Origin of the sequence: Sneathiella litorea (assembly GCF_009882915.1) — a bacterium.
GTDB classification, from domain to species: domain Bacteria; phylum Pseudomonadota; class Alphaproteobacteria; order Sneathiellales; family Sneathiellaceae; genus Sneathiella; species Sneathiella litorea.
In genome coordinates this window covers 1,258,214-1,273,599 of the sequence record NZ_WTUW01000001.1, presented here as the reverse complement: position 1 = coordinate 1,273,599, position 15,386 = coordinate 1,258,214, and the positions used below count along the sequence as shown (strand labels likewise).

Here is a 15,386-nt window from a genome sequence, read left to right as displayed (position 1 = left end):
CCCTAAGCTATGCTGTAGAATTCATCGGAATGCAACAATCATAAAAAAGGAAAAAACATGCAACCAGTTAATGTCATCGCCATGATCACCACGAAACCGGGCAAGCGGGCCGATGTTCTCGCCGCGTTCAAAGCCAATGTTCCTGCAGTTCACGCGGAAGAAGGCTGCATCGAGTATAACGCTGTCATCGACATGGATGGTGTCGGCGGGTTTCAAGCAGAACTTGGGGAGAATAGCTTCGCTGTTATTGAGAAATGGGAAAGCATGGACGCGTTAATGGCTCATGCCAAGTCTGATCATATGAAAGCATATGGCGCAAAAACGAAGGATATGCTGGATAGCCGGACAATCCATATTCTGAAGTCCGCTTAAGTAATTGAGCCTGCAACGTCGTCTGGAAAACATAGCAACGGCGATGCAGGCCGCACTTTTCCCGAGGACTGTCGAGAAGAGGCTCCGCTTTCACAAGAAAAACGGAGCCATCAACGACCTAATAGAAAAAATGATCTTGTACTATTGTACTATTTTCGCCAGATCAGGCAGGCTCGAACATCGGCATAGGTGGTCCGTCACCTTCGGTTTCTGCAAAGAAAACCTTAACTTCCTGACCAATCGCCAATGAATCAAAATCGCAATTAACAATATTTGTCATCATGGAAATATCTGTGTCCGCCAACGTGACATAAGCAATTGCATAAGGGATAGGCGCAGCATGAAACACACTAAAAGAATAGATATGCCCCCGGCCATCGCTTTCCTTGAAGAAGGTGTCATCACTCCCGCAATGGGGACAAATGGACCGAGGATAATAATGCGGAGCCTCACAACTCCGGCAATATTTAACTAATAGTTTGCCCTCACGAACACCTTCCCAAAACGGACGTGTTTCCTCTTCGATATGCGGGGCGGGTATGGTTCTTTGTTCTGTCATTGTTATACCCTTTCCAAGATTAAGGTGCCGGCGGCATGCCTGGTTCCAAGCGATCCACCCGTTCCATGAGCAACCGCCAGGTCACAGTTTGCGACTTGGACTGCGGGATGCGCTTCTCCGCGAAGTTGCCGTACGGCTTCAATCACTTTCGTCATGCCTCCGCGGTTGCCGGGATGGTTGTTACAGAGTCCCCCGCCATCTGTATTGAAGGGAAGCTTTCCAACGCCGGAAATAAGGTTGCCATCGGCGACAAACTTACCGCCATCTCCCTTGGCACAAAAGCCAAGATCCTCAAGCTGAATCAATACCGTTACGGTAAAGCTGTCATAAATTGAAGCGTATTTAATATCAGAAGGCTTGACGCCTGCTTCTTCAAATGCTGCTGGCCCCGAAAATGCTCCTGCGGAATAGGTTAGATTGACACGTCCGCCCATCTGATGTTTGGGCGCTTCTCCCGCACCAATAATCCGCACCTTTGGCCGATTGAGTTCGGCCGCCACTTCCGGTGCGACCACAACAAGAGCCCCGCCACCATCACTGATCACGCAGCAATCGAGGCGATGCAGCGGATCGGCTATCATCGGGGAGTTTACAACCTCTTCTACCGTTACCACCTTTCGCAGCATTGCATTAGGATTATGCTGCGCATGATGAGATGCCGCGACCTTGATCCAGGCAAGCTGCTCACTTGTTGTCCCGAATTCATACATATGCCGCCGGGCACACATTGCATAGTTATTGACAATTGTTGGCGCAAAGGGCAACTCAAACGCGACATCGGGGGAGTCGGTTCCATAATTACGCGGCTTGGTGCCGGTCGCTTCACCGGAAGAGCGAGGTTTACCTGCAAGTGTGATCAACGCAACCTTGCACTTGCCTTCAGCAATCGCCTGCGCCGCATGGGCAACATGAATGACATATGAAGATCCACCGGTTTCCGTGGTGTCTATATGGCGCAATTTCAGGCCCATATAGTCAATCATAGAAAGCCCGCCTAGTCCCGGGGCATCTCCGGCACAAAAATAGCCATCAACATCGTCCTTTGTGAGGCCGGCATCGTCCAACGCGCCTTTGGCGACTTCTGCGTGGAGTTGTGCGAGTGATTTATCGACGGCCTTACGCGTCGGATGCTCATATGCACCAACGATATAGGCCTTCCCTTTTATGGTCATGAAATAAGTTACCTTTGTTTTTATTCATCCATGCCTATATGGCAGGTTCAGAGCGGCAAACCTAGCAAAGCCCTATCGGACATTCAACGATATAATCCGATGAACAAGAGAACGACACCGCATTGCAACAAAAAAAGCCGGAGGAGACATCGTCTCAACTCCGGCTTTTTAATTGGTGGCTCCTCCCAGACTCGAACTGGGGACACATGGATTATGATTCCACCGCTCTAACCAACTGAGCTAAGGAGCCAAAGAGCATCTGCCTAGCCCGACAGGATCAGGCAAGCGACAGGCGCTTTGAAGCCCGGTTTTTAGGGTTTTTACAATGCCCTGTCAAGCAAGGAAATAACAATAATCAGGCCAACTGGTGCTGAATGCCAGCAATTTTAACCGGCGCCTCAGTCCCGGCAATCCACCCTCCGCCAAGGAGCCGTTCTTCGTCATACATAACGCAAGCCTGACCGGCAGAAACACCCGGCTCAGCTTCTGCCAAATGAACTTCTGCCCAGCCTCCCGGCGCCCCAAAAACAGTCGCCGCCATTGGCTCCTGTGTCGAGCGAACCTTAACCATCACCGGTGTCCCCTTCTCATCCAACGGGTTATCTCCAATCCAGTTCATTTCCCGCAAAGTAAGCCGAGAGACAAGCAAAGCTTCCGGAGGCCCTACGATCACACGATTTTGATCGGGATCGATGCGCACGACATAAAGCGGAGTCCCTGTTGCGACGCCAAGACCGCGGCGTTGACCGATTGTATAATTGATGATCCCTGTATGCTGTCCAAGTAGGTTGCCATCCAGATCGACAATATCACCTGAAACAGCAGATCCTGGCCGCATTCGTTCAATAACCTTCGCGTAATTACCGTTAGGAACAAAGCAGATGTCCTGGCTTTCCGGCTTCGCTGCGACAGCCAGATTATACTTATCGGCAAGCGCACGTGTCTGTTCTTTCGTCAGATCGCCTAGAGGAAATCGTAAATAATTTGCCTGTTCCTGAGTGGTTGCGAATAGAAAATAGCTCTGATCCTTGATCGCATTGCGACCTCGGAAAAGCTGTGCATTTCCGGCATTTTCTGTCCGGCGAAGATAATGGCCTGTAGCCAGCGCCGCCGCACCGAGGTCTTTAGCCGTTTCCAGCAGATCACGAAATTTCACCGTTTGGTTACACCGCACGCAAGGTACAGGCGTCTCACCGCGCAAGTAGCTATCGGCGAATTCATCCATGACGCTATCCTGAAACCGGCTTTCGTAATCTAGAACATAGTGAGGGATACCGATCGCTTCCGCCACGCGACGCGCATCATGAATATCCTGACCAGCGCAGCAGGCACCCTTTTTCTGCACCGCCGCCCCATGATCATAAAGCTGCAACGTGATACCGACGACATCATAGCCCTGGTCCTTCAGCAGCGCAGCCGTGACGGAGCTATCGACGCCGCCGGACATGGCAACGACGATGCGGGTATCTTCCGGCGCTGTATCAAACCCTAGTGAATTCATGGCGGGCAATATAGAGCGCGCTTTCTAATATGCAAGCACATCCCGCTGTAAAGCCGCTGATTATGATAGGAAGTTCAACAAACTCATGCGATTGATTGTGCTCAATACGCTGTATGAGGTTTCGAGAGCAAGCTCCCGTTGGTTAAGATTAGTGATCGCCTCAGCTGCATCGACATCTTCAATATTACTGACAAATACTTTTGTCTGGTCAACCTGGAGGGTCAGGGACTCCATAGTATCCTCCATGGTCTTCTGATTGAGACCGTTTTCTCCCCGGAAACCCGCGAGATTATCCAGCGTTGTTTCAAGTCTTGCTATCTCACCGATCAGAAAATCCTGATCCTCCGGAGACATAGGCGAGGCAAAACTGTTGGAAGGCCCTGTAGGAACAGGCGCAGTACTGGGTATAACGCCATTCGCCCAAAGCGCCAATCTTTGTAGGGACGTCATGACCTCAAGCCCTATTTCATCGGCTAGAACGCCGACCTCCAAAGTCCTGTTCTCATCAATACGCACGGTCGCCTTGAGGTCATTGTTCTCAAAAATATCCGTCGGAGGTTCCGCCGCTGCCGCCAGATCATTAAGCGAGGTGAGATTTACCGGCGGCACATCACTGTTAGAGCCGCTAAAAAGATATCCTTCAGTATTCTTGCTATTAAGAAAATTCGTCACTGTTTCGAAAGCACCTTCAATAGTCGCATACAGACCTTGCGTTGTGCCAGAGTTAATCGTCGACATCACGGCGGATAGAACATCTCCACTCGCGCTCTCCATGCCAGTCAGCGCCTGATCGTATTGTGCCAGCCTGTTCATGACCCTGCCGTTATTCGCTTCATACTGTTCAAGACGGGAAAGCAATGATTTTGCACCAGCAAGATTTGTGACATCCATATGGATGTCTTTATAGTATTCCGCAACATGACCCGTTGTGACCTGTCGCTGCGCATCTGCAAGCTTATACTGGCTCCCCATCATTTCTTTGATAAGCGTCTGACTTTGCTGAAATGTTGAAACGCGTGTCATGGTAATTCTCCTAGACGATATTGATCAGGACGTCATACATTTCACGCGCGGTCGTGATAATTTGCGCGGAAGCATTATACGCATTCTGATATACGATAAGATTGGCGAGCTCTTCGTCCATGTTGACGCCAGAAACTGCCTGCAGACGATTGTGAAATTCAGTACTCAAGGCGGCTCGATCACTTTGCAGGCTTTCAGCCCGGGCAGCATCCAATCCGGACTTCGCCAGTATTTGGGCGGCATAATCGCCGAGAGACACAGTCGAACCGGTTAAACCGCCCACGGTGCTAAATGAAAAAGACTGTGTCGCCAATTCCTGAAAAGCAAGTGCGCCACGATTGTCCGCCACGGTCACTGCCGGTGTTCCGGCCGCATCGATTTTGGCCGTCGCCAAGAGCTGGGGATTTGCCGAAATGTCAGAAACAATACCAAGCTCCAGCCCTGCATCCGCCGGATACCTGAGGCCTACCCCAAACATTTCCGAGAAACTTGTTCCGGTACCGCTGCGATCAGATGAATCTGCGCGAACATTGATATTGTAATTTTGATATCCAGTGGCGGTGGAGATAACTATCGCACCGTTTGCATCCAGCGATGCCGTTGCATAAGACCCCAGGTTACTGTTGATCTCCATGACGACATCCGCCATCGTTCCACCGATGGCTCCAAAGTCGAGAACCATTGATATCGGCTCTTCACCATTCGGCCCGATCAACTCCAACGAGGTTGTCCCCGTAAAACCATGTGCATCTGCCGAGGTCAACCCGGTGTTATAGTTTGTGTTAATCTTCGTTGTAATCAGATCATTCATTCCGAAAAAATGTGAGAAGCCGCGCCCACCTCGATCGGAAGGGCTGGCCGCCTCTTGTCCGATGCCCACACCGGATGCTCCGCCTTGCGCGGACATCGTCAGAACACCGCCTGTCAAACTCAGAGTTCCTGCACCGAGGCTTCCATTTACCTCAGCGACCACATCGGCCATCGTCGCGGTACCCGGATTATCAAAATCGACTGTATAAGAAGCTGCTATATTGTTGCTGGCGTCAAAACTGTAGAAAGTTGCCTGACCCGTAAAACCATGAGCATCCGTTGCCAGAACTCCAGTTGCGTTACCAGTCATCGTGGCAGGCGGAGGCACTGCAATATTCTCGTTATGCACGGCGTTGAACTGTTCTGTCACCCCTGATGCAAGCGCTCCGATCTGAGACGCAAGATCTGGCAGCTCCGTATTTCGCATATCAAGCCAACCACGGAGCGATCCGCTCTGTAATTCAGGATCCAGTGCAAGACCCGTATCAGCGACGGTTTTGGTTGCCGTGTCATAGACGTTAAGCGTCACTTGGTCGAATATTGTCTCACTCGTGACGATCGCCGCCGGCGAATAAACAAGTTGTCGCGGTTCGAAATCGAGAAGCTGTTGCCCTGCTTCCGTCACGACAGCAATTGCGCCATCGTTCATCGGATAGGTTTTAATATCCATGACATTAGAAATTTCACTTAATGCCTGATCCCGCAGATCAAGCAATTCGCCGGTTGGCTGATTGCTTTGAGTCGCTGACCTGATTTCCAGATTCAGTTCGTGAATACGCAAAATCGCGTTATTAACGACATTCGCTTCTTCCGCGACATGTTTGTCTGCCTCTTTGCGAAGGTCCTGGATTTGGCTTAGCAGCCGGTCTGTCTCAATCCCAAAGTTTGTGATTTCATTGAGGGCTGCAGCTCGAGAAACCGACAATGTCGGATCAATGGTAAGGGCAGCAAAAGCAGAGTTTAGACTGTCAAGTTTTCCGGTCAGAGAATTGTTCGCCGCAGGATCCCCGAGCAGGGATTGTAACTGACCATAGATCTCAGACATTGCTTTATATTGTTCAGAACCAGCCGTTGCAAGGCGCAGCTCCTTAGCAATAAACTCATCCGTAATCCGCCGAACCTCGGACACCTCAACCCCGGTACCAATACCGTTAACAGTTAGGGCGCTGTATTCAACTGTCTTGCGCGAGTACCCCTCCGTCTGAACATTGGCAATGTTCGTCGATGTCACGTTAATAGCGGATTGATGTGCCAACATACCGCTTACGCCGGAGTTAAATATTGCATTCAGACTCATGATACTTGCTCCATAACGAATGGTACACTTGATGGCGCACCGGAAAAAATAGCCGCCACTTGGCAAAACATACCGGGCTGATGCCGTTTCCCGATTTCCGGGAAGCTCAGAAAATAGACCCTAATAGATTGTTTTATATAACTTTTTACCATATTATCTTGTTATCCGCATAAACGGTTTGGCCCCTAAATCGGGCTCTCGCCCCCTATACAAGCAAATATAATGCCAAGTCATTCTCCAGAATGTGGAAAAAAACCCAAATCAATAGAATCTGGCGATTAGCGCCGAAGTAACGGGCAATAAGTAAAAGAGAGCCGTCTCGAGCAGACCATTGCTTCTTGCCATCTTTAGAAGTCGGCAATTTTATCCTCCAACAACCGACGGAACCTGCGATTTCTGGACTATTTTTCCTAACCCGCCAAAGGTTTCAGGATTTAAGTATCTATTTTTATTGCGTTTTTTATGTTTTCAAAAACTGGCCCGATGTTTGCTTCACATAGGGACGAATGAATTTGAATGATCAATACATTTATCTTGAATGAGAGACATGCAATGGATGTTGGGCAAGTATTTGGGACGGCAACAGAACCGGCACGACGTGAGAGCGAACGTTATCGCAATGACAGCGAGGATTTTGCAAGCTATCTGGACGAACAAAACCCTGAAAGCGAGAAGGCCTCCGCAAAAGAGCGTACTCCCACAGATCAGTCGACTGCCAGTTCAGATGACTCTTTAAATAGGGAAACGACGTTCGACAAAGGCAACTCGGCAGTTACCACAGCGGAAAACGCAGCTGATAATGAAATGGCAGAGCGCGGAAAGAACGACGATAACTCCTCTTCACCGGTGGCCGCGCCATTGCATACTTCGTCCTCATCCGACGCAACCTCGAATACCGCTAATAGCAAGACAGGGTCCGCGGGCCTTTCAACTGCTGCGGCAATGGCAGTGCAAGAAGCCCTGTCGGGCACATCAACTCATGTGCCAACAGGCTCTCTAAAGAAAGATGAAACCACATCGACGCAGGTTGCCTCTCAGTCCGCAACGGCGATGGAAACGGGCAACAAGAAATCACCGGGAGCCAACGCTGCTGGCGCGACGACGTTGACAAGCAATGAGAAGACCCCTGCGATGTCTCCGTCCGATGCGAAGGCAGCACTCGACGCGTCGGATGTGCTTTCCAACTTGCGTGCGGAAGCAACTTCGAAAATGAGCAAGAAAGACATTCTTTCCTCGAAAATTGCGGAAATGCTGCAAGATGGCAATGGTAAAATCAGCCTGACAGCGACGAAGCAACAGCAGAATATTCAAACAACGCTTACCAGCAGCACTAATCTTTTCACCGCTGCTCTGACAAATAATACAGGAGCAACCACTCCAAACGCGCTCGCCTTCGCCGGCGGCGATTTGGATGGTGCCATTTCCCAGGCGCCGCCCACACCTTCGGTTGGCGCCCAAGGAATTTCTTTGGATTCCTCGAACCAAACCATACCAACGGCCCCGACAGGTTCTGTTCAGGGCGTCGACGCAACCGCATCAAACAATATGAGCCAAACCGCCAATGCCGCCCGTGCGGGACATTTACCGGTCGCGGAACAAATATCAACGCAGGTCAGCGCCGCAATCAAGGAAGGGCAGGACCGCATCAAGATCAGCCTGCATCCATCAGAACTCGGCCGGGTCGAAGTTAAACTTGATATCGGCCATGATGGCCGGGTACTCGCCGTTGTCTCGGTTGATAAACAGGAAACACTGGATCTCTTGCAGAGGGATGCGCGCAGTCTGGAACGCGCCTTACAGGATGCCGGATTTGACACTGGCTCCAATAGCCTGAACTTCAGCCTCAACCAGAATGGGCAGGAAAGTGAGGGGGAAGACACTAATTTCTCAAACCTGGACGTTTCGACGAACGAACTGAAAGACGGCGATGACTTGGCACCGCTCCCACTTCGGGCACCTCCCGGCGGGAACGGCGATAGCAACCTGGATATACAGGTCTAGCCAAATGATTGTTTTGAAATTATTTCCAAAAAGTGAGTATTGAACCATGCCCGAAATAACTTCCACATCCCAGATCCAGAATAGCGCTGCGGCTAAAGCGCAAACGGACCTGGCCAGTAATTTCGATGATTTTCTGACGCTGCTGACAACTCAGCTGACCAATCAGGATCCACTTAATCCGACGGACACAACGGAATTTACAAACCAGCTGGTCAATTTCAGTTCCGTAGAACAGGCGATTGCAACCAACCAGAATCTGGAAGCCTTAGTTCAGTTGGAACAAATATCACAACAGAACATGATGGGCGCGACGATGATTAATTATCTCGGGAAATCCATCGGGACAAATCTTAATGTTGCAGCCTTGAATAATGGTGATGCGGCCTGGAACATCGATCTTGGTAGTAGCGCTGCGGCCGTGAAATACGATGTCTATAACCAAAATGGCGATATCGTTTTTTCTGAAACCCAAAATAGCGCTGCAGCGGGTGAACAGCAGTACAGCTGGAACGGCACAACCAATAGCGGAACCCAGGCAGGTGATGGCGCCTACTACCTTGTGGTCACCGCCGAAACCGAAGGTGGCAGTTCCATCGATGTCGACTACAGCTTTAAAGGTACGGCCACAAGTATAGAAACGATCAATGGCGAAGCTGTCCTGAAGGTTGGCGATGTCCCAATTGGCCTTAGCTATATCACGTCTGTAACTGAACCAACGACTACTGATCCGTCCGCTTGATAGCGGCCAACCCAAGACGCTTTCGCCATTCATTAGGTGGGCGGTAAAATAGGAGAGAAAAAATGAGTTTAACAGCAGCAATGTTTTCAGGTGTATCTGGATTGGCCGCGCAATCAACGGCGATGGCAACCATTTCGGACAACATCTCAAATTCCAACACCATTGGCTACAAGGGCACTAATGCGATTTTTTCGACACTGGTGACAGAAAGCGCAACGGACACAACATATTCTGCCGGCGGCGTCCTTGTACATCCGCGCGCGCAGATTGATCAGCAGGGCCTGGTCACGGGATCAAGCTCCACAACACATATGGCAATTGCAGGCGATGGTTTCTTCGTCGTATCGGACGCAGCCGACCCGAGTGCATCCGGCGGAAACTATGTCTACACTCGCGCGGGTACTTTTGAACCTGATGCTGCAGGCCTGCTGCGTAATGCCCAAGGGTACTATCTTCAGGGCTGGGAAATTGACGCTGCTGGTAATATTCCTGCCAACCAGTCAAATCTAGCCGCACTAACTCCGGTTAATATCACAGGCCTTACAGGTAACGCCGAAGCAACCTCAACCATTGACCTCAAGGCTAACCTCTCCTCGGATCAGGCAACCTATGGGGCCGGTTATGTCGCTGGCGATATGACAAGTGGTACTGTTGATCCTCACTTTGTCCGCTCTTTCCAGATATACGACAGCATGGGGTCTGCCCATAGCATCACTTTTAATTATCTGCGGACAGGCAGCGGGGCGACTCCAAATGAATGGACGGTCGAAATAACAGCAGACATCGACGGTGATGGTAACGAGGATATGCTGAGCTCAGACATTCTCGCCTTTAATTCCGACGGAACGCTGGATATGGGATCTACAACGCTCTCGAATACGGTCACGATTCCCTGGGCTGCGGCTATGGGTATTGATACGCCACAGGCCGTTACCCTGAACTTCGGCAGCGATGGTCTTTCAGACGGTTTCACCCAATTCGCGTCAAATTCCGAACTCGTATCCTCGGAAGTAAACGGTGCATTGTTTGGTGCCTTCAACTCTGTCTATATTGATGAAGAAGGAACCGTGATTGCCAAATTCGACAACGGTACATCGAAGGAAATCTATAAAATTCCGATTGCAACTTTTGCAAATCCAAACGGACTGCAAAACCGTGATGGCAATGCCTATGATGAAACGCCTGAGTCAGGCGCCTTCACTCTGCGTGAAGCTACAGTAGGCGGTGCCGGCACCATCATTTCTTCAGCAACGGAAGCTTCAACCGTCGATATTGCGGAAGAATTTACCCGTATGATTATTACCCAGCGCTCCTACTCGGCGGCCGGTAAAATTATTACGACGGCAGATGAGATGCTTGAAGAACTAATCCGCCTGAAACGATAGTTCCCTAAAGCCCTACAGTCGACCTCTTCATGGCAGGAATTAAGCCTTTCTGCCATGAAGATAAAATTAACCAACCTCATTAGCTGTTTGTTAAATCGATGGGCCTATTATCTCAAATCAAGGCGAAATGTAAGAGTGAGGTAGAGTGCAGATGCAGTCGCAAATGGACCGCAAAGTAAATCGGATTATTGGACTGGACGGTCAACCCATGACGATTCATGATCTACCGCCGAAAGATACCAAGAGATGGGTTATCCGGCGGAAGGCTGAAGTCGTTGCCGCTGTTCGCGGTGGATTGATCAGCCTGGATGATGCATGTCGTCGATACACGCTTTCAGTCGAGGAATTCCTATCCTGGCAAAAAGCAATTGACAAGCACGGTCTACCGGGTCTTCGGACGACCCGGATCCAGGAGTACCGTCCCAATGATTCAACATTTAAAAGTGACTAGTTAATTTACTTGTTATTCTCTTTTGTAAAAAGCCCGGCAGGAAATGTCGGGCTTTTATTTTGGCCAGAGCAGCCCGTATCCAAAATCCGGGCTTTAGAAGGCATTTAACGCCAAAGAAAATCTACTAGGCAAAAATTTCCACATACCCGGCAAATATTGCCTGCCGTTAACCACTTGTTTATCTCCTCATCGTATCGTTCATGAAGTGGAACAAATTTTACGAGTAATTTAAGTGAGTGGGAGCATCAACGTGAACGGATTAAGCCAGCTTCTGCAAAGTCTGGGAACAGTGAGGGTTATGATCCTCGGCGGTGTGGCCGTCGGGTTGATTTCGTTGATCATGCTAATGGCAACGCGGATCAGCAGCCCGGATTATGCCCTGCTGTATGGTGGTCTGGAGCCATCCGACTCTGCGGCAATCGTTTCTAGGCTCGAAACAGAGAATATTCCGTTTCAGATTGGCGGTAACGGCCGCGATATCCTCATTCCTGATGACCAGGTAGCTTTGGTGCGTCTGAAAATGGCGGAGGCAGGCCTCCCGAATGGCGGCTCCATTGGTTACGAAATTTTTGACAGCTCCGATACGTTCGGTACGACCAGTTTTGTGCAGAACGTAAATTACGTCCGGGCTCTTGAAGGCGAACTTGCACGCACTATCCGTGCCTTGAATAATGTGTCCGCCGCCCGTGTCCATCTTGTGCTTCCAAAGCGGGAAGTCTTTAGCCGCGACAAACGCGAAGCCAGCGCCTCTATAGTGTTGAAACTTAATGGTCGGGGCCGACTTGCGGATGACCAGATTGCTGCTATTCAGCATATGACAGCATCTGCTGTACCTTCCCTTTCACCATCACATATTTCTATTGTTGATGAAAATGGCAACCTGCTCGCCCGTGGCGACGGCAAGGAAACACCGGGTACCGGCTTCAGTTCACAAAATGACTTCAAGCGCATCGCTTATGAAAGTCACCTGAAAGAACAGATCGAGAAGCTATTGGAGAAATCCCTGGGCCCCGGCAATATCAGAGCAGAAGTAAGTGCCGTCATGGATTTTGACCAGCGCACAATTCATTCCGAAACTTATGATCCGGATAGTCAGGTCGTCAGATCTTCGCAGCTCGTTGAGGAAAACAGCTCATCAAACGAAGGTACTTCCATCGATCCCGCTGTTTCCGTCGCCAACAATCTTCCTGAAGCAGACGCCGATAATGGTGGTGGCTCCAACTCCAAGAATGCCGCATCGCGGACAGAAGAGACAGTTAATTACGAAATCTCAAAAACCATTACGACAGAAGTGCGTGAATCCGGCCCGGTTCGTCGCCTCACTGTCGCCGTCCTGGTCAATGGTCGGTCTGAAACTGCAACGGACGGCACCCGATCCTATGAACCACTCAGCGAGGAAGCTCTTACACAAGTCAGCCGCCTTGTAAAATCAGCGATAGGTTATAATGAGGAACGCGGGGATGTCGTCGAAGTCGTTAATATGCCGTTCGCCGAGGTAATAGAGAATTTCTCGGATGAAGAAGTCATCACTGACGATATTTTCATGGGCCTGACGAAAGCCGATCTTTTCAAAATGGGTGAAATGGGCGTCCTTGTAATAGTCGCGATTCTCGCACTTTTGCTGGTTGTCCGACCCCTTCTAAATCGCGCTCTCACCGCTGGCGGTGCGACGCCCGCGCTTGCCGGCCCCGGTGGCGCTGCTGCGGCCGGTGTGCTGGGTGGTGGCGGCTCCGTACCGGCGATCGCCAATGGCCAGGGACAAGCTGGAAATCCTGCACAATCTCAAACACTCAATGAAATCGATAACATGATTGATCTCGATAAAGTTGATGGTCAGGTTAAGACCTCGGCCCTCAACAAGGTCAGTGAAATCGTAGACAAACATCCAGACGAAGCAATTTCCATTCTTCGTAGCTGGCTCTATCACGACGCGTAAGGAACCGTCATTTCATGGTAATAACTGATACAAAATATCTAAACGGTCCGGACAAGGCCGCCATCATGATGCTCGCCCTCGGAGATGAGCATACAAAGGATCTTTGGACTCGCCTCGACGAAGAGGAGATCAAGGAGATTTCTCAGGCGATGTCAAATCTAGGATCTGTCTCCTCGGAGGTGATGGAAGCGCTTTTCGTCGAATTTGCGAGTAAGATTTCTTCTACCGGAAACATCGTCGGAAGCTATGAAGCCACAGAACGGCTTCTGATGAAGGCGCTTTCCGGCGACAAGGTCGAGGGTATCATGGAAGAAATCCGTGGTCCCGCAGGTCGGACCATGTGGGACAAGCTGGCAAATGTTAACGAACAGGTGCTCGCGAACTATCTCAAGAATGAATATCCCCAGACCGTGGCCGTTGTCATAAGCAAAATTAGCCCCGGCCACGCGGCAAAGGTCTTATCGACACTGCCTGAAGACTTCTCCCTCGAAGTCGTGAATCGCATGTTACAAATGGAATCAGTTCAAAAGGAAGTGCTCGACAAGATCGAAGATACTCTGCGCAGTGAATTCATGAGCAATCTTGCGAAAACCAACAAGCGCGATAGCCACGAATTGATGGCGGAAATCTTTAATAATTTCGATCGCAATACTGAGGGTCGTTTTATTTCAGCTTTAGAAGAACGCAATCGGGACTCCGCAGAGAAGATCAAAGCGTTGATGTTCACATTCGAAGATCTACTCAAGCTCGATCCCGCTGGTGTTCAAACACTGCTTCGGAATGTCGACAAAGAACGCCTGGGTATCTGCCTGAAAGGTGCCTCGGAAAGCCTTCGTGACCTCTTTTTCACAAACATGTCAGAGCGGGCAGCAAAGATACTCCGCGAGGATATGGAAGCCATGGGGCCGGTTCGCTTGAAAGACGTGGACGAAGCGCAAATGGAAATTGTTAATACGGCACAAGAGCTTGCCGATAACGGCGAAATAATGCTGGCCGAAAGTGGCGGCGATGACGAGTTAATTTACTAAGGTGCAATTAGACATGGCTGCTACCAACAGATTTCTTTTCGATACTGAGTTCGGCACGGACTCTTCATCATTTGATGAAGCGCCAAAGCAAGCTGAGCGAGAAGAAATGGTATACACGAAAAGCGATGTCGAAGCGCTTAAAGCCGAAGCCTTTGAAAACGGGTTGCGTGAAGGGCAAAACCAGTCACTGCAGGGAATTGAAACGTCCGTTGCTGAAACGATGAGCGCAATCAATACCCAATTGGCGCAACTTGCATCCGAACATGATGGGAGAATGAACGTTATCAAGCAGGATTCAGCCCATCTTGCATTCTCCATCGCCTCAAAGTTTGCGCCCGCCCTCATCGACCTCACGCCGGAAGCGGAAGTACAGAAACTGATCGAAGAATGCCTCATCGATCTTCACGATGAACCACGGATAGTCGTTCGGGCGAATGCAGAGGTATGCGACAAGATCTCCAAGAAAATTGATGATCTTACCAGTCGCTCTGCTTTTCAGGGGAGTATTATCCTACTCCCGGACGAGACCAAACACGCGGGAGATTGCCGGGTTGAATGGGCTGATGGTGGCACGGAGCGCCGTCTTGAAGACATTCAGCAGCGCCTTGAAGAAGTGATCAATCGTTTTATTCGCTCGAACCGTGGCGAAAACCAGGAATTCAAGAATGATATGGATCAGCCGACAGCTGACCAATTTTAAGGAGTGATAACGTGGCAGAAGATGAAGAACTCAATCTCGAAGACTTGGGTAAACCGCAAGCCCCGGAAACCGACATAGCAATCCCTGAGGAAACTGCCAATAACATGGCTTCCGATGACATTGATACGGATGAAGATACAGAGATTGCCCGCACAGCAGCGGATCTTGAAGCTGTTTTTGATATCCCGGTGCATGTGACAGCCGTTCTTGGCAAATCACGGATGCGGGTGAGCCAGCTTCTTAAACTTGGTCGTGGGGCAGTGATTGAACTTGATCGTAAAGTTGGTGAAGCAATTGATATTTATGTAAATAACCGTCTGGTTGCACGAGGCGAGGTCGTTGTTGTAGAGGACCGCCTTGGCGTAACGATGACAGAAATCATCAAAGCGGATCGCCGCTAGAAAACAACGGG

Annotated in this window: 14 protein-coding genes and 1 tRNA gene; 9 read left to right on the top strand and 6 right to left on the bottom strand. The window is 50.1% G+C overall.

Annotated elements, in window-relative coordinates; translation table 11 throughout:
* Positions 1-57 precede the first annotated feature (57 nt).
* Positions 58-372: a putative quinol monooxygenase gene (locus tag GQE98_RS06135; protein ID WP_161314728.1), complete on the top strand. Its 315-nt coding sequence runs from the start codon at positions 58-60 to the stop codon at positions 370-372.
* Between the two features lie 163 nt (positions 373-535).
* Here GQE98_RS06135 and GQE98_RS06130 read toward each other — a convergent pair whose 3' ends face one another.
* From GQE98_RS06130 to flgK, 6 genes are all read right to left on the bottom strand, one after another.
* A complete protein-coding gene (locus tag GQE98_RS06130; RefSeq protein WP_161314727.1) occupies positions 536-931 on the bottom strand; it encodes a Zn-ribbon domain-containing OB-fold protein in 396 nt (131 codons plus the stop codon).
* A 2-nt stretch (positions 932-933) separates the two neighbouring features.
* Positions 934-2,103, bottom strand: a complete 1,170-nt coding sequence (locus GQE98_RS06125; RefSeq protein ID WP_161314726.1) for a thiolase domain-containing protein — start codon at positions 2,101-2,103, stop codon at positions 934-936.
* 173 nt (positions 2,104-2,276) lie between these two features.
* Positions 2,277-2,353, bottom strand: a tRNA-Met gene (locus GQE98_RS06120).
* 105 nt (positions 2,354-2,458) lie between these two features.
* A complete protein-coding gene (gene mnmA, locus GQE98_RS06115) occupies positions 2,459-3,604 on the bottom strand; it encodes a tRNA 2-thiouridine(34) synthase MnmA (RefSeq protein WP_161314831.1) in 1,146 nt (381 codons plus the stop codon).
* A gap of 60 nt (positions 3,605-3,664) precedes the next feature.
* Entirely contained in the window at positions 3,665-4,627 is a 963-nt protein-coding gene (locus tag GQE98_RS06110) for a flagellin (RefSeq protein WP_161314725.1), read from the bottom strand.
* Positions 4,628-4,637: 10 nt separating this feature from the next.
* Positions 4,638-6,734, bottom strand: a complete 2,097-nt coding sequence (gene flgK / locus GQE98_RS06105) for a flagellar hook-associated protein FlgK (protein ID WP_161314724.1) — start codon at positions 6,732-6,734, stop codon at positions 4,638-4,640.
* Between the two features lie 552 nt (positions 6,735-7,286).
* On the opposite strand from flgK, the gene GQE98_RS06100 reads away from it, so the two are divergent.
* The 8 genes from GQE98_RS06100 (at position 7,287) to fliN (ending at position 15,375) form a co-directional block, all read left to right on the top strand.
* The gene (locus tag GQE98_RS06100; protein ID WP_161314723.1) at positions 7,287-8,735 is read left to right on the top strand and encodes a flagellar hook-length control protein FliK; all 1,449 of its coding nucleotides are present in this window, start codon (positions 7,287-7,289) and stop codon (positions 8,733-8,735) included.
* Positions 8,736-8,781: 46 nt separating this feature from the next.
* Entirely contained in the window at positions 8,782-9,474 is a 693-nt protein-coding gene (locus tag GQE98_RS06095; protein WP_161314722.1) for a flagellar hook assembly protein FlgD, read from the top strand.
* A gap of 62 nt (positions 9,475-9,536) precedes the next feature.
* A complete protein-coding gene (flgE, locus tag GQE98_RS06090) occupies positions 9,537-10,859 on the top strand; it encodes a flagellar hook protein FlgE (RefSeq protein WP_161314721.1) in 1,323 nt (440 codons plus the stop codon).
* Positions 10,860-11,010: 151 nt separating this feature from the next.
* On the top strand, positions 11,011-11,310 hold the full coding sequence (gene sciP, locus GQE98_RS06085; protein ID WP_161314720.1) for a CtrA inhibitor SciP: 300 nt from the start codon (positions 11,011-11,013) through the stop codon (positions 11,308-11,310).
* Positions 11,311-11,560: 250 nt separating this feature from the next.
* On the top strand, positions 11,561-13,246 hold the full coding sequence (gene fliF / locus GQE98_RS06080) for a flagellar basal-body MS-ring/collar protein FliF (RefSeq protein ID WP_161314719.1): 1,686 nt from the start codon (positions 11,561-11,563) through the stop codon (positions 13,244-13,246).
* A 14-nt stretch (positions 13,247-13,260) separates the two neighbouring features.
* On the top strand, positions 13,261-14,274 hold the full coding sequence (gene fliG, locus GQE98_RS06075; RefSeq protein WP_161314718.1) for a flagellar motor switch protein FliG: 1,014 nt from the start codon (positions 13,261-13,263) through the stop codon (positions 14,272-14,274).
* Between the two features lie 13 nt (positions 14,275-14,287).
* Positions 14,288-14,974, top strand: coding sequence for a FliH/SctL family protein (locus GQE98_RS06070; RefSeq protein ID WP_161314717.1), 687 nt, complete (start codon positions 14,288-14,290; stop codon positions 14,972-14,974).
* Between the two features lie 104 nt (positions 14,975-15,078).
* Positions 15,079-15,375 carry a flagellar motor switch protein FliN gene (gene fliN / locus GQE98_RS06065; RefSeq protein ID WP_281351257.1) on the top strand — a complete coding sequence of 99 codons (297 nt, stop codon included), beginning with the start codon at positions 15,079-15,081 and terminating at the stop codon, positions 15,373-15,375.
* The last annotated feature ends 11 nt before the right edge of the window (positions 15,376-15,386 follow it).